Annotated in this window: 15 protein-coding genes; 9 read left to right on the top strand and 6 right to left on the bottom strand. The window is 69.8% G+C overall.

Features of this window, described 5'->3' with window-relative positions; translation table 11 throughout:
- Positions 1–161: 161 nt before the first annotated feature.
- Positions 162–311, top strand: coding sequence for a hypothetical protein (locus tag ACTWQF_RS14725; RefSeq protein ID WP_443279802.1), 150 nt, complete (start codon positions 162–164; stop codon positions 309–311).
- Between the two features lie 67 nt (positions 312–378).
- On the opposite strand, the gene dnaE is transcribed toward ACTWQF_RS14725, so the two are convergent.
- Entirely contained in the window at positions 379–3924 is a 3546-nt protein-coding gene (gene dnaE / locus ACTWQF_RS14720; RefSeq protein WP_443279801.1) for a DNA polymerase III subunit alpha, read from the bottom strand.
- A gap of 165 nt (positions 3925–4089) precedes the next feature.
- On the opposite strand from dnaE, the gene ACTWQF_RS14715 reads away from it, so the two are divergent.
- The 5 genes from ACTWQF_RS14715 (at position 4090) to ACTWQF_RS14695 (ending at position 10525) form a co-directional block, all read left to right on the top strand.
- Positions 4090–5418 carry a DUF2252 domain-containing protein gene (locus ACTWQF_RS14715; RefSeq protein WP_443279800.1) on the top strand — a complete coding sequence of 443 codons (1329 nt, stop codon included), beginning with the start codon at positions 4090–4092 and terminating at the stop codon, positions 5416–5418.
- Between the two features lie 161 nt (positions 5419–5579).
- The gene (locus ACTWQF_RS14710) at positions 5580–6281 is read left to right on the top strand and encodes a hypothetical protein (RefSeq protein ID WP_443279799.1); all 702 of its coding nucleotides are present in this window, start codon (positions 5580–5582) and stop codon (positions 6279–6281) included.
- Between the two features lie 43 nt (positions 6282–6324).
- The gene (locus ACTWQF_RS14705; protein ID WP_443279798.1) at positions 6325–7092 is read left to right on the top strand and encodes a thioredoxin domain-containing protein; all 768 of its coding nucleotides are present in this window, start codon (positions 6325–6327) and stop codon (positions 7090–7092) included.
- Between the two features lie 172 nt (positions 7093–7264).
- The gene (locus tag ACTWQF_RS14700; RefSeq protein ID WP_443279797.1) at positions 7265–8905 is read left to right on the top strand and encodes an alkaline phosphatase D family protein; all 1641 of its coding nucleotides are present in this window, start codon (positions 7265–7267) and stop codon (positions 8903–8905) included.
- A 27-nt stretch (positions 8906–8932) separates the two neighbouring features.
- Entirely contained in the window at positions 8933–10525 is a 1593-nt protein-coding gene (locus ACTWQF_RS14695) for a protein kinase domain-containing protein (protein WP_443279796.1), read from the top strand.
- Positions 10526–10534: 9 nt separating this feature from the next.
- Here the strand turns inward: ACTWQF_RS14695 and ACTWQF_RS14690 are convergent, their stop codons facing one another.
- A complete protein-coding gene (locus ACTWQF_RS14690; RefSeq protein ID WP_443279795.1) occupies positions 10535–11122 on the bottom strand; it encodes a dienelactone hydrolase family protein in 588 nt (195 codons plus the stop codon).
- Positions 11123–11293: 171 nt separating this feature from the next.
- Here ACTWQF_RS14690 and ACTWQF_RS14685 point away from each other — a divergent pair, with 171 nt between their 5' ends.
- Positions 11294–12331 carry a mechanosensitive ion channel family protein gene (locus ACTWQF_RS14685; RefSeq protein ID WP_443279794.1) on the top strand — a complete coding sequence of 346 codons (1038 nt, stop codon included), beginning with the start codon at positions 11294–11296 and terminating at the stop codon, positions 12329–12331.
- Between the two features lie 111 nt (positions 12332–12442).
- Here the strand turns inward: ACTWQF_RS14685 and ACTWQF_RS14680 are convergent, their stop codons facing one another.
- Complete coding sequence (locus ACTWQF_RS14680) at positions 12443–14047, bottom strand: Na+/H+ antiporter (RefSeq protein ID WP_443279793.1); 1605 nt, start codon at positions 14045–14047, stop codon at positions 12443–12445.
- Between the two features lie 3 nt (positions 14048–14050).
- On the bottom strand, positions 14051–14992 hold the full coding sequence (locus ACTWQF_RS14675) for an RluA family pseudouridine synthase (RefSeq protein ID WP_443279792.1): 942 nt from the start codon (positions 14990–14992) through the stop codon (positions 14051–14053).
- A 159-nt stretch (positions 14993–15151) separates the two neighbouring features.
- Between ACTWQF_RS14675 and ACTWQF_RS14670 the strand changes: the two genes are divergently transcribed.
- The gene (locus tag ACTWQF_RS14670; protein WP_443279791.1) at positions 15152–16414 is read left to right on the top strand and encodes a peptidase M6; all 1263 of its coding nucleotides are present in this window, start codon (positions 15152–15154) and stop codon (positions 16412–16414) included.
- A 28-nt stretch (positions 16415–16442) separates the two neighbouring features.
- Here the strand turns inward: ACTWQF_RS14670 and lspA are convergent, their stop codons facing one another.
- Together lspA and ACTWQF_RS14660 are read right to left on the bottom strand one after the other, a co-directional pair.
- A complete protein-coding gene (gene lspA / locus ACTWQF_RS14665; RefSeq protein WP_443279790.1) occupies positions 16443–17042 on the bottom strand; it encodes a signal peptidase II in 600 nt (199 codons plus the stop codon).
- A 53-nt stretch (positions 17043–17095) separates the two neighbouring features.
- Positions 17096–17929 (bottom strand): TraR/DksA family transcriptional regulator, encoded by an 834-nt coding sequence (locus ACTWQF_RS14660; RefSeq protein WP_443279789.1) that lies wholly within the window; start codon positions 17927–17929, stop codon positions 17096–17098.
- 478 nt (positions 17930–18407) lie between these two features.
- On the opposite strand from ACTWQF_RS14660, the gene ileS reads away from it, so the two are divergent.
- Positions 18408–21536: an isoleucine--tRNA ligase gene (gene ileS / locus ACTWQF_RS14655; RefSeq protein ID WP_443279788.1), complete on the top strand. Its 3129-nt coding sequence runs from the start codon at positions 18408–18410 to the stop codon at positions 21534–21536.
- Positions 21537–21686: the final 150 nt, after the last annotated feature.

The following is a 21686-nucleotide window of genomic DNA, read 5'->3' as shown; positions in this document are numbered from 1 at the left end:
CCCGACCGTACGGGGGTTATCAGCCGGAACTCGATCATCGGCGTGGCGCCGCCCGGCACTCACTCGCGGTAATTGTCCGACATGCGTGGCATTTCGGGGCGTGCAAACCTGAACGAGAGGGCGGTCTTCCTCGCAGCCGGCCCTCGTCGCGGGAGGCGATCATGGCAAAGAACAAGAACCGTCAACAGCTCCGGCAAGGCCGCTCCGCCGAGGAGCAACGACGCGAGAGGGAACGCGCCAAGGCAGCCGCCGCCGAGCGCGCCCCCGCAGACCTCCGCAAAGTGCGGGAACGCCGCTTCGGCCACAACTGAGTGAGCCGCCTCAATGCGTGAGGGCCCAGCCTTGGGTCCTCACGCATTGTTGGGCGGGCCCCAGGGGCTACCCCGCGAGGCAGGAGGGACCCAGCAATTCCTTGAGGTCACCGAAGAGCGCGGGGTCAGGAGTTACCCGGTGCCGATCAAGCCGCAGCACCGTCGTCTTACGCGCCCCCTCCAAACGGACCCGCACCTCGCTGGACCCGCGATGCTGGGTAAGCACATACCCGAGCTTCTCAACAAGCGGCGGCGTCACCTTCACGGTCGGAATCGTGATGGTGACCGGCGCCGACGCCGACGCCTCACTCAGATCCGGAACCTGCAACTCCATCGCGACCAGCCGCGGCACATCCTCCCGCTTGTCAAGCCGCCCCTTGACGAAAACGATGGCGTCCTCCACCAACTGCGTGGAGACCAACTGATACGTGGCGGGGAAGAACATGCAGTCGATGGAACCCGCCAGGTCCTCCACGGTGGCAATCGCCCACGCATTCCCCTGCTTGGTCATCTTCCGCTGGAGCCCGGAGATGATCCCCCCGATGGTCACGATCGAGCCGTCCGAATAGTCACCGCCGGTCAACTGCGCAATGGCGGCGTCGGCCTTCTCGTTCAGTACGTGCTCCAGCCCGAAGAGCGGATGGTCGGAGACATAGAGCCCCAGCATCTCCCGCTCCTGGGCGAGCAGATACGTCTTGTCCCACTCCTCCTCGGAGAACTGGACATCCAGCCCGAAGCCGGGCCCCGAATCCGCCGCGTCGTCCCCGCCCAGATCGCCGAAGAGGTCGAACTGCCCCTCGGCCTCCTTCCGCTTCACCTGCACCACGTTGTCGATCATCGGCTCGAACTGCGCGGTGAGGCCCTTGCGGGTGTGCCCCATCTCGTCGAAGGCACCGGCCTTGATCAGCGACTCGACGGTGCGCTTGTTGCAGACGACGGCCTCGACCTTGTCCAGGAAATCGGGAAAAGAAGAGTATTTACCTTTTGCTTTCCGGCACTTGACGATCGAGTCCACCACATTCTGGCCCACATTCCTGACGGCCGTAAGACCGAAAACAATGGTGGAGTCGTCCTTCGAGGTGAAGTTCGCCTCCGACTCGTTGACATTCGGCGGCAGCACCTTGATGCCCATCTTGCGGCACTCGTTCAGATAGACCGCCGACTTGTCCTTGTCGTCCCGCACCGAAGTCAGCAGCGCGGACATGTATTCGGCCGGGTAGTTGGCCTTCAGATACGCCGTCCAGTAGGTGACCAGCCCATAGGCGGAGGAGTGCGCCTTGTTGAACGCGTATCCGGCGAACGGCACCAGCACGTCCCAGACGGCCTGGACGGCGGCGTCGGAGTAGCCGTTGTCCCGCATGCCCTTCTGGAAGTTCACGAACTCCTTGTCGAGAACCTCCTTCTTCTTCTTGCCCATGGCCCGGCGCAGCAGGTCGGCCTGTCCGAGCGAGTAGCCGGCCAGGACCTGGGCGGCCTTCTGCACCTGCTCCTGGTAGACGATCAGGCCGTAGGTGATGTCGAGGACCTCCTTGAGAGGCTCCTCCAGTTCCGGGTGGATCGGAGTGATCTCCTGCTGGCCGTTCTTCCGCAGCGCGTAGTTGATGTGGGAGTTCATCCCCATCGGGCCGGGGCGGTACAGCGCCGAGACGGCGGAGATGTCCTCGAAGTGGTCGGGCTTCATCATGCGCAGCAGGGAGCGCATGGGGCCGCCGTCGAACTGGAAGACGCCCAGCGTGTCACCGCGGCACAGCAGCTCGAAGGTCTTGGGGTCGTCCAGCGGCAGGTCCAGGAGCTTGAGGTCGACGCCCTTGTTCTTGCGGATCATCTTGACCGCGTCGTCCATGATGGTGAGGTTGCGCAGCCCCAGGAAGTCCATCTTCAGCAGGCCCAGCGCCTCACAGCTGGGGTAGTCCCACTGGGTGACGACCGTGCCGTCGTTCTTCGGCGAGAAGATCGGCGCGTGGTCGATGACCGGCTCGCTGGACATGATCACGCCCGCCGCGTGCATGCCCATCTGCCGTACCAGGCCCTCGATGCCCATGGCGGCGTCGATGACCTTCTTGACGTCCGGCTCGTTCTCGTACATCGACCGGACCTCGCCCGCCTCGCTGTAGCGGGGGTGTTTGGGGTCGGTGATGCCGGAGAGCGGGATGCCCTTGCCGAGCACATCGGCGGGCATCGCCTTGGTGATGCGGTCGCCCATCGCGTACGGGTAGCCCAGCACGCGGGAGGCGTCCTTGATGGCGGCCTTGGCCTTGATGGTGCCGTAGGTGCCGATCATGGCGACCTTGTCGGCGCCGTACTTCTCCGTCACATAACGGATCACATCGCCGCGCCTGCGCTCGTCGAAGTCGATGTCGACGTCGGGCATGGTGACGCGCTCCGGGTTGAGGAAGCGCTCGAAGATCAGCCCGTGCACCACCGGGTCGAGGTCGGTGATGCCCATGGCGTACGAGACGATGGAGCCCGCCGCCGAGCCACGTCCCGGGCCCACCGCGATGCCGTTGTCCTTGGCCCAGTTGATGAAGTCGGCGACCACGAGGAAGTACCCCGGGAAGCCCATGTCGATGATGACCTTCATCTCGTAATCCGCCAGCTCCTGGCGGTCCTGGGGAACGCCTTCCGGGTAGCGGCGGGCCATGCCGCGCCGCACCTCCTCGCGGAACCAGGAGATCTCGTCGTACCCCTCGGGCACATCGAACTTCGGCATCAGGTTCTTAGGCTCGAACATGCCCTCGGTCTCGATGCGTTCCGCGATCAGCAGCTGGGTGTTGCGGCAGCCTGACTGCCAGGCGTCCGAGGAGTCGATGGCGTACATCTCCTCCGCGGACTTGAGGTAGTAGCCGGCCCCGTCGAAGCTGAAGCGGTCCGGATCGGAGAGGTTGCTGCCCGTCTGGATGCACAGCAGGGTGTCGTGCGCCGCCGCCTCGTGCTCGTAGGTGTAGTGCGAGTCGTTGGTGACGACGAAGGGCGCGTTGATCTTCTTCGCGATGCGCTCCAGACCGTCCCTGGCGCGCTTGTCGATGTCGATGCCGTGGTCCATCAGCTCGACGAAGAAGTTCTCCTTGCCGAAGATGTCCTGGTACTCCCCGGCGGCCTTCAGGGCCTCGTCCTCCATGTCGAGGCGGATCTTGGTGCTCACCTCCCCGGAGGGGCAGCCGGTGGTCGCCATCAGGCCCTCGGCGTACTCGGCGAGCAGTTCGCGGTCCATCCTGGGCTTGCGGAAGAAGCCCTCCAGGCTGGCGCGCGACTGGGCGCGGAAGAGGTTGTGCAGCCCCGTGGCGTTCCTGGCCCACATCGTCATATGTGTATAGGCACCGTTACCCGACACATCGTCCCGCTTCTGGTGCGGGGTGCCCCACTTGACCGGGCGGGTGTTCCTGCGGTGGTCGGGCGCCAGATATCCCTCGATACCGATGATCGGTGTGACCCCGGCGTCCTTTGCGGAGTGGAAGAAGTCGTAGGCCCCGTGCAGGTTCCCGTGGTCGGTCATCGCGATATGCGACATGCCCATCTCGTTGCAGGCGTTGAACATGTCCTTCAGCCGGGCTGCGCCGTCGAGGAGCGAGTACTGCGTGTGCACATGCAGATGTGTGAAGGGCTTGTCGGTCACGACGAAGGCCACCTCCGGGCGCGGGCTTCTGGGGCGGCCTAGGAGTCTACGGCCCGCCACCGACAGCCGCGGAAGAACCGACCGGGCACCCCGCCACGTCAACGTACGTTAGACACTCGGTTCCTCGTACACCGGTCCATCCCTACCGCCTTACGGAGCGCACCCATGACCACGGCAGGCCAGGCAGCAGAGCGCGGCGAGACCATCCTGCGAGTCTTCGACACCGCTTTCGGCGACCTTCTCGCCGCCGACCCGGCGGCCTTCCGTACGAAGTTCCGCAAGATGGCCGCCTCCGCGTTCGCCTTCTACCGCGGCACGGCCTGCCTGTTCTATGCCGATCTGCACGAGGAACGGGACGGCGGCCCGTTCCTGGACGAGCGCACCAGCCGGGTGTGGATCCACGGCGACCTGCACGCCGAGAACTTCGGCACGTACATGAACGCCAACGGCCGCCTGCTGTTCAACGTCAACGACTTCGACGAGGCGTACGTAGGCCCCTTCACCTGGGACCTCAAGCGCTTCGCGGCCTCCGTGGCGCTGCTGGGCTACAGCAAGGCGCTCAGTGACGAGCAGATCACCGCGCTGGTGACCACCTACGCCGACGCCTACCGGGACCGCATCCGCGTCATGGCCTCCGGCACCGCCGAGAGCGAGCCGCCCACCCTCACCCTGGAGACCGCACGCGGCCCCGTGCTGGACGCGCTGCGCGCAGCCCGTGCCAACACCCGCTTCGGGCTGCTGGGCACCATGACCGAGATCCGCGACTGGGAGCGCGGCTTCAGCCCTGGCGGCGGGTCCATAGAGCTGGACAAGGAGACACGGGACGCGGTCCTGGAGGCGTTCGGCGCCTACCTGCACACCCTCCCGCCGCACGAGGGCCGTGAGCGGCACGGCGCCCACCGTGTCAAGGACGTGGTGGGCCGCCGCGGCATCGGCATCGGCAGCGCGGGGCTGCCCTCGTACAACATCCTGCTGGAGGGCCACAGCGACGCCCTCGAGAACGACCTGGTCATCTATATGAAGCAGGCGCAGACCCCGGCCGTCTCGCGGCACATCACCGACCAGGCCGTGCGCGACTACTTCCAGCACGAAGGGCACCGCACCGTCATCTCGCAGCGTGCCCTCCAGTCGCACGCCGACCCGTGGCTGGGCTGGACGGAGCTGAACGGCGCGGGCCAGCTGGTGGCCGAGGTCTCGCCCTACGCGGTGGACCTGGACTGGTCGGAGCTGTCGGACCCGGACGAGATCGCGCAGGTCACCGCCGACCTCGCCCGCGCGACGGCGACCATGCACGGCGCTGCGGACGAGGCGGAGAGCGGCCACAGTCTGGTGCCGTTCTCCACCGAGCGCGCCATCGACGCGGCGATCTCGGCGGACGAGGACGGCTTCCGCGAGATGCTGGTCGACTTCGCCCACACGTACGGCGCCCAGGCACGCCGCGACCACCAGATCTTCGTGGACCTCTTCCGCAACGGGCGCATCCCCGGGGTCTGAGCCCGATCGCTCCGAGCCCGATCACGGAAGCCCGACCGCAGAAACCCGACCGCAGAAGCCCCTCTCGCAGAGGCCCCGACCGCAAAGCTCCGAGCAATGCGGGCCACCGGATCCGGCCCTTTAGAGACCGCTTACGCAATCCCATGGCACACTCGGTCACCATGGGAGCAGCAGGGGTAAGGACAGCACGCGCGGGGCTTTTCACAGCCCTGTGCGTCACCCTGTCCTCCGGCGCCCATGTGCTGCTCTCCGGCTCCCCCGTCCCGCTGCGCCCGTTCCTCGTCGTCTCCGCGGTGATCTTCGCCCTCGCCTTTGCGCTGGCCGGGCGGGAGCGGAGCTTCGTGCGGATCGCGGCGCTGCTGATCCCGCTGGAGCTGGCGGCGGACACCGTCTTCACCACCGGCCAGCACGCCTGCTACGGGCAGGCCGGCGGACCGGTGACCGGGCCGCTGCGCTCGGTCGGCGTCGATCTGCTCTGCGGTGGCGGCAGCGTCGGCACGCCCCTGGCGCGGATGGCCGCGCGGGGCGGCGAGGCCGGCGCGTACCCGCTGGGCGTCCATGGTGTGCCGGGCGCGGCGCTGCCCTGGCTGCTGCTGGCCGCGCACGTAGGTGTGGGCCTGCTGGCCGCCCTGTGGCTGCGGCGCGGCGAGGCGGCCCTCGCCGGGCTGCTGCGCGCCGTGGCGGCCACTGCCTTCCGGCCGCTGCGGCTCGCGGTTGCCGTCCGCCGTACCTTCCGGGGCGGCGGCCCGGCCCTGCCGCGGCGTACGCCGGAGCCTGGTGAGCCCCGCACGCTGCCGCTGCTGACCCACTCCGTACACCGTCGCGGGCCGCCTGCGCTCGCCACCGCCGCACCGGCGGTCTGAGCAGGGTTTTCTTTCGCGTACGGACATACGGAGAAGAACAGTCATGAGCAAGCGCAACAGTTCGGAAGCCAAGCGCGCCGCCCGCGAGCGGCTGCGTATCGAGCGGGAGAAGCAGGCCAAGAAGGAGCGGACGCGGCGGCAGTTGCTGGTCGCGCTCTCGGTGGTCGGGGTGCTGGCCGTGGTGGCCGGTATCGGCGTTTTCGTCGCCAAGCTGAACGACCAGGACTCCAGCGGCGACGACTTGGCCGTCACCACCGGCGGCGCCAAGGCCGAGAAGACCATCGACGTCTACGAGGACCTGCGCTGCCCGGCCTGCGCCAGCTTCGAGCAGGCGGTGGGCGAGCCGCTCCAGAAGGGTGCCGAGGAGGGCAAGTACAAGCTGCGGATCCACCTCGGCGCGATCATCGACGGCAACATGGGCGGCACCGGCTCCAAGAACGCCGCCCGCGCCCTGGGCGCCGCCAAGGCCGTGAGCACCAAGGCGTTCGCGGACTACAAGGCGCAGCTGTACTCGGCCAAGTGGCACCCGGAAGAGCAGGGGCCCGACAAGTTCGCCGACAACAACTACCTGCTCAAGGTCTCGGACACGGTCCCGGAGCTGAAGGACAACAAGGCGTTCGAGAAGGCCGTCAAGAGCAAGAAGAAGTACAACAAGTGGGCCAAGGACATGATCGCCAGCTTCAACGGCGCCGAGGTCCAGAGCACCCCCACCATCAAGATCGACGGTAAGCAGGTGCAGCCGCAGGACGTGCCCGCCAAGCTCAAGGACATGGGCGTCGACCTGAAGTCGGGCAAGGAGAAGAAGAAGTAGCAGTAGCGGCCGGCAGCCGTACGCGTCGAGGGGCGGATCGCATCAACTGCGGTCTGCCCCTTGGTCTTACTGCTGCGTAACATGACCGCTCGTGACTTCTTCCGACTCCACGAGAACCACTTCGCCGAGAACCGACTCTTCGGATACCGAACACTCCCTGCCCGTAAGCCCCGTGGGCGCGGGGCCCGCGCCGCGGCGCCGTGCCGTGGTCGCCGCCGGCGCTGCAGGTGCCGCGCTGCTGCCGCTCACGGGCGCGCTGCCCAGCGCGAGCGCGGCCGACGCCGGTCCCTCGTTCGTGCACGGTGTGGCCTCGGGTGATCCCCTCCCGGAAGGGGTGCTGCTGTGGACCCGGGTCACCCCGGAGCCCGGCGCCGTCCCCGGCTCGGGCAAGGGCGCACCGGTCGAGGTGGCCTGGGAGGTGGCCGAGGACCGCGGGTTCACCACCACCGTGGCGCACGGCACCGTGAAGGCGGAGGCCGCCGCCGACCACACCGTGAAGGCCGATGTGCGCGGACTGCGCCCGGCCACCACGTACTACTTCCGCTTCACGGCCGGGGGTGTCCACTCCCCCACCGGCCGCACCCGTACCGCCCCCGCCGAGGGCACCGAGGTCTCCAACCTGCGCCTCGGGCTGGTCTCCTGCGCCAACTACGAGGGCGGCTACTTCGCCTCGTACCGGCATCTGGCGGCCCGTTCCGACCTGCACGCGGTGCTGCACCTGGGCGACTACATCTACGAGTACGGGCACGGCGAGTACCCCACGGGGGACGCCGTCGTACGGACCGTGCAGCCGCCGCACGAGATCGTCTCGCTCGCCGACTACCGGGTCCGGCACGGCCACTACAAGTCCGACCCCGATCTGCAGGCCATGCACGCGGCGCATCCACTCATCGCCATCTGGGACGACCACGAGTTCGCCGACAACGCCTGGTCGGGCGGTGCCGTCAACCACGATCCGGCCGCCGAGGGCGACTGGGCGGGGCGAATAGCCGCGGCGAAGCAGGCGTACTTCGAGTGGCTTCCGGTGCGGCCCTCCACCGCGGGCACCACCTTCCGCACGCTGCGCTTCGGGCGGCTGGCCGAGCTGCACCTGCTGGATCTGCGCTCGTACCGCGACGCACAGGCCAAGGTGGGCGACGGCACGGACATCGACGATCCGGACCGGACGCTGACCGGGCGCAAGCAGCTGGACTGGCTGAAGAAGGGCCTGGCGGACTCCCCGGCCCGCTGGAAGCTGGTCGGCAATCCGGTGATGATCTCCCAGGTGGCCTTCGGCTCCGTCCCCGCCGAGTTCCTCGGCCCGCTCGCCGAGTGCCTGGGCGTGCCCGAAGAAGGGCTGGCCATCAACACCGACCAGTGGGACGGCTACGCGGACGACCGGCGCGAACTCCTCGCGCACCTGCGCGACAACCGGGTCACCGACACCGTCTTCCTGACCGGTGACATCCATATGAACTGGGCCAACGAGGTACCACTGCGCGCCGCCGACTACCCCGAGGAGGCCCCGGTCGCCACGGAGTTCGTCATCACCTCCGTCACCTCCGACAACCTCGACGACACCCTGCACGTCGCCCCCGACACCCTCTCGGGCATCGCCGAGACGGCCGTCCGCGCCGCCAACCGCCATGTGCGCTGGGTGGACATGGACTCGCACGGCTTCGGGGTGCTGGACGTGGACGCGGCGCGGGCACAGCTGGACTACTTCGTCCTGTCGGACAAAGCCGACAAGCACGCCACCGCCACACTGCGCCGCTCCTACCGCACCGCCTCCGGCTCACAGCGCGTCGAGCGCACGTATCAACCGATACGCTGAGCCGCCGTCCGCCCGTACGCTGATCCCATGACAGGGGGCAGGCGCGGAAGGCGCGGGCAGGTCGTCGACGGCCGCTTCGAGCTGCTGGAGCGGCTCGGGGCCGGGGGCATGGGCACGGTATGGCGAGCGCGGGATGTCGCGCTGCATCGCGAGGTGGCGCTGAAGGAGGTCCGGCCCCCGGCCGCCGATCCGGACGACCCGGAGGCGGGGCTGGAAGGCTCGGAGGGCTCCCGGGCGCTGCGCGAGCGGGTGCTGCGGGAGGCCCGTGCCCTGGCCCGGCTCAGCCATCCGTACGTGGTGACGATCCATCACATCGTGGACGAGGGGCCCTACCCCTGGCTGGTGATGGAGCTGGTGGCCGGCCCGTCGCTCGAACAGCGGCTGACCCAGGGTCCGTTGGAGCCGCGCGAGGCGGCGCGGCTCGGCCGGGAAGTGCTCTCCGCGCTGCGTACCGCGCATGCGGCGGGCATCCAGCACCGCGATGTGAAGCCCGGCAACGTGCTGCTGCGCGAGGACGGTTCGGCGGTGCTCACCGACTTCGGTATCGCCGCGCTCCAGGGCTCGGCCACGGTGACGGCGACGGGCGAGTTCCTGGGCTCCCCGGAGTTCATCGCCCCGGAGCGGATCCGGGGCATCGACGACGACCCGGCGAGCGACCTGTGGTCACTGGGGCTGACGCTGTACCTGTGCACGGAGGGCCACAGCCCGCTGCGCCGCGCCACCACGCTGGCCACCATCGCCGCCGTGCTCGACGACCCGGTTCCGCCGCCGGTACGCAGCGCAGCCCTGGGGCCGGTGCTGGAGGCCGTACTCGTCAAGGACCCCGCGGCCCGGGCCGGCGCCGCGGAGCTGGAGCGGATGCTGACCGACGTGGCGAAGGGGCGGGAGGCGACACCGTATCTGCCGACCGAGACGTCGATGCCGATCCGCGCGCCCTTCGTGCCTCCCGCGCCGCCGACGCCTGCACCGTCAGCGTCACAGTCCGGCACACCCGCCACGGTGCCGATGAGCACGGACACCCCGGGGAAGAGCCGCAACCGCGTCGCGTTCGCTGTGCTGGGCGCCGTCGTGGCGGCCGCTCTCGTCGCCGTCGGCACCTTCCTGCTGACGCGGCCGGACGGGAGGTCCGCCGGCGCGGACGAGGGCAAGCGCAGCGCGCGGCCCGCCTCGTCGGCCAAGGGGCCCTCTCCCTCGGCCACAAAGCCCTCCCCGGCGGCCGAGGGGAGCACCGGGCCGACCAAGGACCCGGCGTCCAGCGCCTCCCCCACGGGCCCCGGCTCCCCCGCCAACACCTGGGTCGCCCAGCTCGGTTCGGTCGCCAAGTCGGACGGCACCGGCGAGCGCGACAAGATGCACGCGACCCTGGGCCGCCATGGATGGGGGGTGCGCTACATGGACAGCAGCCGCTATGCCTCACTGCGTCCGGGCTACTGGATGTTCTACGCCCCCGGCCCCTCCGGCGGCTTCCGAAGCGGTCAGGACGTGGCGGACTGGTGCGTCGCGCGCGGACTGACGTCGTCGAGCCAGTGTGTGGGCCGCTATGTCAGCGACGACGCCGCCGACCGCCGCTACATCTGCGCCCCGGACAAGAGCCGGGATACGGGGCGCTGCGAGCGCTGAGGCTGTCGCCTACAGCGTCTCCAGGAACCCCAGCACCGACCGCCAGGTGCGCTCCGCGGCCTCCTCCTCGTAGTCCTCCAGTCCGGCGTGGGTGTACAGGTGCCCGGCACCCGGGTATCTGTGCACCTCCACGTCGGCGCCGGCCCGCTGCATCCGCAGATACCAGGCGGTCAGCCAGTCGTGCGGCTCGAAGGCGTCGGGGTCCCCGACATGCAGCTGTACGGGCAGCTCGTCCACCGCTGCGTCCTCCGGAATGTCCGACGTCCCGGAGAACAGCACCAGGCCGCGCGCCTTCTCGTCGGCCAGTGCGAGGGTCTGGGCGATGGAGCCGCCCATCGAGAAGCCCGCGTAGACCAGGCCCTTGCCGGAGTGGGGTGCGGTGGCGGTCACGGCCCGCCGCAGCAGCTCGTCGCGGTCGGGGCTGCCCTCCTCCTCGCGCATCCGCATCCCTTCCTCGACCGAGGAGGCGGTCCGCCCATCGAAGAGGTCCGGGGTGATCACCTCGTGCCCCGCGGCGCGGAGCCGCTCCGCCGCGGCGTGCACGTCCGCGGTGAGCCCGCACACGGAGTGCAGGAGAACGATCGGTACGGGTGCCACAGATGTCACTTCCTTCACAAAGAGCCCCCGGCGAGAGCCCTGGAGCCGGGTACTCCACATGGTGCCAGGTACGGTCGTCGGTGGTCCCCGGGCGGTCGCAGCCGCCGCGCGGCCACCCTCCCCGGTGCCGCGACCGGGGCCTTTGCCAGGAGACCTAGGAGAAAGGCGACCATGGAGAACGTGCTTCGGCCCGTCATCGTCTTCGGTGGCGCGCTCGTGCTCTCGTACGTCCTCGCCTGGGCCGTCGACCGGCTGATGGTACGCCTCGACGTCCGCCACCCGGAGACCCCGATGTGGGGGCTGCTGCGCAGCGGTCGCTTCCCGTTCCAGGCTGTGCTGTTCGTCGCGCTGGTCAGCGCCTTCTTCGACAGCACGCAGCTGGCCAAGAACCACAGAAGCGGTGTCGACCGGTGGCTGACCATAGTCCTGATCGCGGCCTCGGCCTGGCTGATCCTGCGGATCGTCGCCGCGATAACGGAGACGATCGCCACCCGGTACGTGGGCGCCACCCACGACCCGGCGCGCGGGCGCCGGGTGCGCACCCAGCTCACGCTGATCCGGCGGCTGATCACCGCCGTGGTGACGGTGATCGCGGTGGCGGCGGTGCTGCTCCAGTTCCCGGGGATGAAGACGTTCGGCACCTCGATGCTGGCCTCGGCAGGCGTGCTGGGAATCGTCGTCGGTATCGCGGCCCAGTCGACGCTGGGCAACCTGTTCGCCGGGCTGTCGATCGCCTTCGGCGACATGGTGCGGATCGGCGACGAGGTCGTCGTGGACGGCGAGATGGGCACCGTCGAGGAGATCACCGTCTCGTATCTGGTGATCCTCACCTGGGACGAGCGGCGGATCACGATGCCGGTCTCGTACTTCACCAGCAAGCCGTTCGAGAACTGGTCGCGCGGCGGCCCCCAGCAGACCGGCACCGTCTTCCTCCAGCTCGACCACTCGGCACCGATCGCCGAGCTGCGCGCCAGGACGGAGGAGCTGGTGCGGGCCAGCGACGAGTGGGACGGGCGCAGCTGGAGCCTGGTGGTCACCGACAGCACGCCCACCACCATCGAGGTGCGGGTCGCGGTGACGGCACGCTCCTCGGACGATCTGTGGACGCTGCGCTGCTCGCTCCGCGAGGAGCTGATCACCTGGCTGAAGACCTACCACCCGGAGGCGCTCCCGGGCATCCGGCACATCCAGCAGGAAAAGCTGGTCTGAGGCTTCCCCGCGCCCCGAAGGGGCGCGGGGCTGTGTTCATGTGCGGCTCCGCCGCGTGGGCGCGACCAACCCGCAGCCCGCAGTCGACAGGCAGGGGCACCCCCTCCCCGCTCAGAGCCCCCGAAAACTCCGCACATCCAACTGGTGCAGCACCCGATCAACGACCTCCGGATCCACGCCGGCCTCACCGCGCGCGGCAATGACCTCATGCCGCGCAGCGGACAGCAGCTCGCCCTGGAGCCGCCGCATCTTCTGCGCCCGGGCCACGCGCTTGCTGTGCGCGGCCCGGCGCTCCTCGCCGACGATCTCGGGAGAGATCCGCGCGCCCACGTCCCAGGCCCTCCGCAGCAGCGCCTCGGAGACCTCTTCCGGCAGCTCCTCGACCTCTTCGATCTCCTTGAGCCGCTTGCGGGCCGCCTTGGCGACGCGCAGCGCCAGCTGCCGCTCCAGTTCCCGCTCGGCGGCGCTGTCGGACTGCACGTTGAGCCGCCTCACCAGCCGGGGCAGGGTCAGCCCCTGGAAGATCAGGGTGACGATCACCACCGCGAAGGCGATGAAGATGATCGCCTCCCGGCCGGGGAACGCGCCGCCCCCGGCCTCCGGCTCGACGGACAGCGGGACGGCCAGCGCCAGCGCGACCGAGGCCACCCCGCGCATTCCGGCCCACCACACGACGACGGTCTCCCGCCAGTTGCGCGGGATGTCCTCGTCCAGGTCCTTGCGCTGGTGCAGCCGCTGCGCCAGCCAGGCGGAGGGCAGCAGCCACAGCAGCCGCAGGATGACGACGACGCCGACGACCGCCAGAGCCGCGGGCAGCAGCTGCCGCCAGTCCTCCTGGACGGTGTCGAAGATGGTGTGCAGTTCCAGCCCGATCAGCCCGAAGGCGATCCCGGTCACCAGCGTGTCCACGATCTGCCAGAACGTCTGCCCCGCCAGCCTGCCCTGGACATCGTCCGCGTCCACGGCGTGCCCGGAGGCCAGATAGAGCGCCGTCGTCAGCACAGCCAGCACGCCCGAGCCCATCAGCTCCTCGGCGAGCACATAGGAGGCGAACGGCACCAGAAGGGTCAGCCCGGTCTGGAGCGTGGCGTCCCCCAGGTAGCTCATGAGCTTGTTGGCGAGCCAGCCCAGGGCGAGCCCGACGGCGAGGGCCACGACCCCGGAGAGCACCAGCTCGCCGGCGGCGACGGGCAGCGAGAACGAGCCGGTCACGGCGGCGGCGATCGCCACGTGATAGAGGGTGATCGCCGTCACATCGTTGAACAGGCCCTCGCCCTCCAGCGCGGAGACCAGCCGCCGCGGCAGTCCCACGTTGCCCGCGACAGCGGTGGCGGCGACCGGGTCGGGCGGCGCCACCAGCGCGCCCAGTGCCACAGCGCCCGCGACGCCGAGCCCGGGTACCAGCGCGTTGGCCACGGCGGCCACCGCAGCGGTGGTGACGAAGACCAGCGCCACCGCCATCAGGAAGATCGGCCGCTTGTTCGCCGCGAACTGCCGCCAGGACGTACGCTGCGCCGCCGCGTAGATCAGCGGCGGCAACACCAGCGGAAGGATGTACTCCGGCGGCAGCGTGACGTTCGGGATGGAAGGGATCAGCGCCAGCACTCCGCCGAAGATCGTCATCAGCACCGGCGAGGGCAGGCCCAGCTTGTCCCCCAGCGGGACCATGAGGACGGCGGCGAGCAGCAGTGCGAAGAAGAGGGCGAGCTGATCCATGAATCAGGAGCTCTCGGCCCGCACCTTGTCCAGTGCGGCCTCGAGGTCTGCCGGGTAGGCGCTCTCGTACTCGACCCAGCCCCCGTCACCGGGGTGTTCGAAACCGAGCCGTACCGCGTGCAGCCACTGCCGCTCCAGCCGGAGCCGTTTGGCCAGCGTCGGGTCGGCCCCGTAGGTGAGATCGCCGACGCAGGGGTGCCGGTGGGCTGCCATGTGCACCCGGATCTGGTGGGTACGGCCGGTCTCCAGCTTGATGTCCAGCAGGCTGGCGGCGCGGAACGCCTCGATCAGGTCGTAGTGGGTCACCGAGGGCTTGCCGTCGGAGGTGACGGCCCACTTGTAGTCGTGCTGCGGATGGCGGCCGATGGGTGCGTCGATGGTGCCGCTGAGCGGGTCGGGGTGGCCCTGGACCAGCGCGTGGTAGCGCTTGTCGACGGTGCGCTCCTTGAACTGCCGCTTGAGCAGCGTGTACGCCCGCTCGGACTTGGCGACGGCCATCAGCCCCGAGGTGCCCACGTCCAGCCGGTGCACGATGCCCTGCCGCTCGGCGGCGCCGGAGGTGGCGATGGTGTACCCGGCGGCGGCCAGCCCGCCGATGACGGTGGGACCGCTCCAGCCGGGGCTGGGGTGGGCCGCGACACCGACCGGCTTGACGATCACCACGATGTCGTCGTCATCGTGGATGATCTCCATGCCCTCGACCGGCTCGACGACGATCTGCACCGGCTGCGCCTGCCGGGGCATCTCGACCTCGATCCACGCCCCGCCCTGCACCCGGTCCGACTTGCCCGCCGGCGCCCCGTCCAGCAGCACCTTCCCGCCAGCGGCCAGCTCCGCCGCCTTGGTCCGCGAGAAGCCGAACATCCGGGCGAGCGCCGCATCGACGCGCTCGCCCTCCAGGCCGTCGGGTACGGGCAGGGTTCGGGTTTCAGGAAGCGTGCTCACCTGATCGAGTATGCCGGACGCCGCCGTACGGCCCACACGCCCGCACCCCGGCCCACGCTCACCCGGGCGGCTCGCCCCGGAGTGCGGCGCCCCCATCCGCGGCCGACGGTGTCACGTGAGCCTCGGGACACCGTCGAGCACCCCCGGAGGGAACGCCCGATGACGCCGCGCAGGACACCGAAGCACCCCGCGCCGGGCACCGGCACGGAGCCGGGCATCCGCCGCAGCCCAGCGCATCGCCGCGCCATAGCCGTGGCCACCGCCATGGCCACGGCGGCCCTCACCCTGGCGCCGGTCGAGGTCGCGACAGCCCAAGGCATCACGGGCCCCTGCGCCATAGCGCCGGGCAGCGGCACCGACGAGGGCCCGCTCAACCCCGCCTACGTGCGCCCCCACGGCCACAAGCGGGCGCTGATGCTGATGGTCGACTTCAGCGACCACCCGGCGGCGACCCCGGCCCACGAGCGCGCCCGCTTCTTCTCCCGGTACGGCGACCGCTTCTGGGACCGCGCCTCGTTCGGGAAGTACCGCCTGAAGACCGACACCAGCTCCGACTGGATACGCATGCCGCGGCCGTGGTCCTCCTACGGAATCACCCGCGGCATACCGACCGGCCTGATGCGCGGCTACGTCCAGGACGCACTGGAGGCCGCACAGCGCCAGGGCACCGATGTGCACGGTGCCGACCTGGTCTTCATCGTCGCCGACAGCAATCTGCCCGCTGCACCGACCGTCTCCCAGGCGCACACCTTCGACGGGCTCAGGGCGGCCGGCACCCGGGTGCACGGGGCGGCCCTCATCTTCGGCCGCGCCACCGACGCGGCGCTGTGGCAGCGCGGCAACTTCGTGCACGAGGCCCACCACCTCTACGGCCTGCCCGACCTCTACAACGTCGCCGAGAACGCCTCCGTCGAGTACGCGGGCGGCTGGGACACGATGAGCATGGCGGGGATCTCCGACCTGCTGGGCTGGCACAAGTGGAAGTTCGGCTGGCTGCCCCGCTCCCGGGTCGGCTGCGTCACCTCCGCAGGCACCACCGAGCACACCCTCTCCCCGGTCAGCACCGCCGACGCGGGCCTGACCGTCGTACGGACGGGGCAGCACAGCGCGATAGTCGCCGAGGCACGCACCCGCCACGGGCTTGACCGGGACATCTGTGCGGAGGGCGTGCTGCTCTACACCGTCGACTCCGGCAGACCCACCGGCGAGGGCCCCGTCCGCGTCGTCGACTCCCGGCCGCACAGCGGCGGCGGCGCTGCCTGCGCCGACCGGCTGCCGACCGAGCTGGCCGAGATGTCGGACGCACCCTTCACCCCGGGCGAGAGCCACACCTTCCGCGGCGGAATACGGTTCACCGTCACCAGGGCCACCGGCCACGGCGGCTACGGCATCCGCGTCCACGTACCGGACGACAGCGACTGAGGGCCGCGGCCGACGGCAGACGCGGGGCTCAGTCCCGGTGGACGGTCCCGTCCGGGTCCAGACCGCGGAAGGAGAGCAGCACGATCAGGATGCCGCCGCACACGATGGCCGAGTCGGCGAGGTTGAAGACGGCGAAGTGCTTGGGCGCGATGAAGTCCACGACGGCGCCCTGGAAAACGCCCGGCGCACGGAAGATCCGGTCGGTCAGGTTCCCGCACGCGCCGCCCAGCAGCAGGCCGAGCGCGATCGCCCACGGGGTGCTGTAGAGCTTCCGGGCGATCCGGGCGATCACCACCACGACGGCCACCGCGATCGCCGTCAGCAGGATGGTCAGCGCCTCGCCGATCCCGAAGGCGGCGCCCGCGTTACGGATGACGTTCAGCTGGAGCCAGGAGCCGAGCAGCTCGATCGGCGCGTGGTTCTCCAGCTTGGCGACCACGGCCAGCTTGCTGACCAGATCGAGCGCGAAGGCAAGACCGGCCACCCCGATCAGCACACCGATCCGGCGCCTGCGCTCTACGGGAGCGGCTGACTCCCCCTCGGGGCGCTCCCCTTCCGTGCGCTCGCGTTCGCCGCCGCCGGCCGCGCCTTCGTCGGGGCCATCGACAGGCCGCTCCACCTCAGTCACGCTTTGAGGGTACGACACGCGCGGACGGCGGCGTTCACGGCGTTCTCCGGCGGTCAGCGGCGCTCCTGCTTCTGCTTGCACTCCACGCACAGCGTGGCCCGCGGGAACGCCTGCATCCTGGCCTTCCCGATCGGCTTGCCGCAGTTCTCGCACAGCCCGTACGTCCCCGCGTCCAGCCGTTCCAGCGCCCGCTCGCTCTGGTAGAGCATCTCGCGCGCGTTGGCGGCCAGCGCCATCTCGTGCTCGCGGGTGATGTTCTTGGTCCCGGTGTCGGCGTCGTCGTCACCGGCGCCGTCGCCCGAGTCCCGCATCAGCCCGTTGAGCGCCTCCTCCGCGGAGATGATCTCCTGCCGCAGCCGCTCGGCCTCGCTCCGCAGCCCGGAACGTGCCTCCTCGACCTCTTCCGGGGACCAGGGGTCCTCGTCGGGGCGCACCGGCAGTTCACCGGGGGCCGCAGCGCCCTCCCCGTTCCGCGCCGAGGGCACTGCCTCGGCCTCCGTCACTGCCGGAGTCTTCTTCGCAGCCACCGTCCCTGCTCCCGTCGTCGTCTGTGCGGCCTGCCCGGCGGGCGCCTTCGCGGCGCCCTCCCGGCGGTCCGCTGCCGCTTCGGCCGCCGTCACTTCCGCGGCGGCCGCTTCGGCCCCCGCCCGTTCCCCCGCGGTCCTCTTCGCCGCGGCCTTCTTCGCCGGAGCCTTCTTTGCCGGTGCCTTCTTCGCCGGTGCCTTCGCCCCCGCATTCTTCGCCGATGTCTTCTTCGCCGGTACCTTCTTGGCGGCCGACTTCTTCGCCGGTGCCGCCTTACCGGGAACCTTCTTCGCTGCCGCGGTCTTGTCCGTGGTCTTCTTCGATGCTGCCGTCTTCTTCGCGGCGCTCTCCTCCGCCACCATGACCGCGGCCCCTTCACATTTTGTGATCTTGCTCGCGAAACGTGACCGGAACGATAAATCGACTTCAAGCACACGGCAACGGGGCACGCCGGTCTGCAACCTTTGTGCCCCGCCCGGGCGCTCGAAAACCGCTCCGTACCCGCGGGCGAATCCCCGTACACTAGGGGCGGCGAGAGGCGTTGATGGGGACGAGTAGCGTCCGTGAGCGGCCCAGAGCGATCCGGGGACGGTGGGAGCCCGGAGGCGAGCGCGGCGTGAAGATCACCCCGGAGCCGTCGGAAGAAAACCCGGAAGAAGAGGCTTCCGGGCGAGTAGAACCGGCAGCGCTGACCCAATGAGGGGACGGTGGGCACGGCCCGCCGTCAAGGAGGGTGGTACCGCGGGTCCGCCGCCGGCCAGGCAGGCGAGCTCGTCCCTCCGACGGAAGTGAAGACGCGCAGCATCTTCCCGATGTCCGCCGGAGGAAGAAGACCCGCCGATGCAATACAACCAGGTGCCCGCCCAGGTCGACCTGCCCGCGCTGGAGCGCGCCGTGCTCGACTTCTGGCGCGAGAGCAAGGTGTTCGCCCGCAGCCTCGAGATGTCCGAGGGCCGCCCCGAATGGGTCTTCTACGAGGGCCCGCCCACGGCGAACGGCATGCCGGGAGCACACCACATCGAGGCTCGCGTCTTCAAGGACGTCTTCCCCCGCTTCCGCACCATGCGCGGCTACCACGTGGCACGTAAGGCCGGCTGGGACTGCCACGGCCTGCCCGTCGAGCTGGCCGTCGAGACGGAGCTGGGCTTCAACGGCAAGCGGGACATCGAGGACTACGGCATCGCCGAGTTCAACGCCAAATGCCGCGAGTCGGTGACCCGCCACACCGACGCCTTCGCCGAGCTGACGACCCGGATGGGCTACTGGGTCGACCTGGACGACGCGTACCGCACGATGAACCCCGAGTACATCGAGTCGGTCTGGTGGTCGCTGAAGCAGATCTTCACCAAGGGCCTGCTGGTCCAGGACCACCGCGTCGCCCCCTGGTGCCCCCGCTGCGGCACCGGCCTGTCCGACCACGAGCTCGCGCAGGGCTACGAGACGGTGGTGGACCCCTCGGTCTACGTCCGGATGCCCCTCACCTCCGGCCCGCTGGCCGGCGAGGCGTCCCTGATGGTGTGGACGACCACCCCCTGGACGCTGGTCGCCAACCTGGCCGTGGCCGCGCATCCGGACGTCACCTACGTCGTCGCCTCCGACGGCAAGGACAAGATCGTCGTCGCCGAGCCGCTGCTGGACACGGCGCTCGGCGAGGGCTGGCACATCACCGGCGAGCGCTACACGGGCCGTGAGATGAACGGCTGGCGCTACCAGCGCCCCTTCGAGCTCATCGACATCCCCGGCGCCCACTTCGTCGTCAACGACACCTACGTCACCACCGAGGACGGCACCGGCATGGTGCACCTGGCGCCCTTCGGTGAGGACGACTTCCGGGTGGCCCGCGCCAACGGCATCACCCCGGTCGTGCCCGTCCGCGCCGACGGCACGTTCGAGCCGGACGTGGACCTGGTCGGCGGCCAGTTCTTCAAGAAGGCCGACGAGGCCCTCGTCGCCGACCTGGACTCCCGCGGTCTCCTGTTCCGGCACGTGGCCTACGAACACAGCTACCCCCATTGCTGGCGCTGCCACACGGCCCTCATCTACTACCCCCAGCCGTCCTGGTACATCCGTACGACGCAGGTCAAGGAAGCGCTGCTGCGGGAGAACGAGGCGACCAACTGGTTCCCCGACTCGGTCAAGAACGGCCGGTTCGGCGACTGGCTGAACAACAACGTGGACTGGGCACTGTCCCGCAACCGCTACTGGGGCACCCCGCTGCCCATCTGGCGCTGCGAGGAGGGCCACCTCACCTGCGTCGGCTCGCTGGCCGAGCTGAGCGAGCTGTCCGGCAGCGACCAGTCCGGCCTCGACCCGCACCGCCCCTATATCGACGCGGTCACCTTCGGCTGCCCCGCGGAAGGCTGCACGCTGGAGGCGGCACGCGTCCCGGAGGTCATCGACGCCTGGTACGACTCGGGCTCCATGCCCTTCGCCCAGTGGGGCTACCCGTACAAGAACAAGGAGCTGTTCGAGAAGCGCTACCCGGCGCAGTTCATCTCGGAGGCCATCGACCAGACCCGCGGCTGGTTCTACACGCTGATGGCCGTCGGCACCCTCGTCTTCGACAAGTCGTCGTACGAGAACGTCGTCTGCCTCGGCCACATCCTCGCCGAGGACGGCCGCAAGATGTCCAAGCACCTGGGCAACACCCTCGAACCCATCCCGCTGATGGAACAGCACGGCGCGGACGCCGTGCGCTGGTTCATGGCCGCGGGCGGCTCCCCCTGGGCCGCCCGCCGGGTCGGCCACGGCACCATCCAGGAAGTCGTCCGCAAGACGCTGCTGACGTTCTGGAACACCGTCGCCTTCCAGGCCCTCTACGCCCGTACGGCCGGCTGGGCACCCTCCGAGTCCGACCCGGCGCCGAACCTGCGCCCGCTGCTGGACCGCTGGCTGTTGAGCGAGCTGCACGCACTGATCGACCAGGTCACCCTCGCCATGGACAGCTACGACACCCAGCGCGCGGGCAAGCTGCTCTCCACCTTCGTCGACGACCTGTCCAACTGGTATGTCCGCCGCTCCCGCCGCCGCTTCTGGCAGGGCGACGCCGCAGCGCTGCGTACGCTGCACGACGTGGTCGAGACCGTCACCAAGCTGATGGCGCCGATCACCCCGTTCCTGACCGAACGCGTCTGGCAGGACCTCGTCGTCCCGGTCAGCCCTGGGGCCCCCGACTCGGTCCACCTGGCCTCCTGGCCGCAGGCCGACCTCAGCCGGATCGACCCCGAGCTGTCCCAGGACATGCTGCTGGTCCGCCGGCTGGTGGAGCTGGGCCGCGCCTCGCGCGCCGAGTCCGGCGTCAAGACCCGGCAGCCGCTGTCCCGCGCGCTCATCGCAGCGCAGGGCTTCGAGACCCTCTCCCCCGAGATGCGCACCCAGATCACGGAGGAGCTGAACGTCGAGCAGCTCGCCTCCCTCTCGGAGGTCGGCGGCTCGCTCGTCGACACCACGGCCAAGGCGAACTTCCGGGCGCTGGGCCGCCGATTCGGCAAGGAGACCCAGACGGTCGCCAAGGCCATCGCCGAGGCCGACGCCGCCGCGCTCTCGTTGGCCCTGCGCGAGGGCACGGCCACCGTGCAGGTGAACGGCGAGACCGTCGCCCTCAGCCCCGAGGAGGTCATCATCACCGAGACCCCCCGTGAGGGCTGGTCGGTGGCCTCCGACTCCGGGGCCACCGTCGCGCTGGACCTGGAGATCAGCCCCGAGCTCCGGCGGACAGGGCTGGCCCGCGACGCCATCCGGCTCATCCAGGAGGCCCGCAAGAACTCCGGGCTCGATGTCGCCGACCGGATCGAGCTGCGCTGGCAGTCCGACGACGAAGACGTGGCCCGTGCCCTCGCCGAGCACACCTTCCTGATCGCGGAAGAGGTCCTCGCCGAGGAGTTCGCCCAGGGCGACCCGAACGAGATCGAAGGCCCGGACTTCGAAGACGAGGCCCTGAACCTGAAGTTCCGCCTCCGCAAGCGCTGAGGGAAACAGCCCCCGGGCGGGGCCGCTCCCTGGGAGGGAGCGGCCCCACCCGGACGGCCGCAAACGGAAAGAGCACGGCCGCAAACCGTAAGAACATGGGCGCGGACCAGCGACAAACGGGCCGGGCCCCGAGAGCGGAAGATGCTCTCG

Origin of the sequence: Streptomyces sp. 8N114, from assembly GCF_052245835.1 — a bacterium.
Lineage (GTDB): Bacteria > Actinomycetota > Actinomycetes > Streptomycetales > Streptomycetaceae > Streptomyces.
The sequence above is the reverse complement of the archived record's forward strand: the minus strand, read 5'-3'. Positions and strand labels throughout refer to the sequence as shown.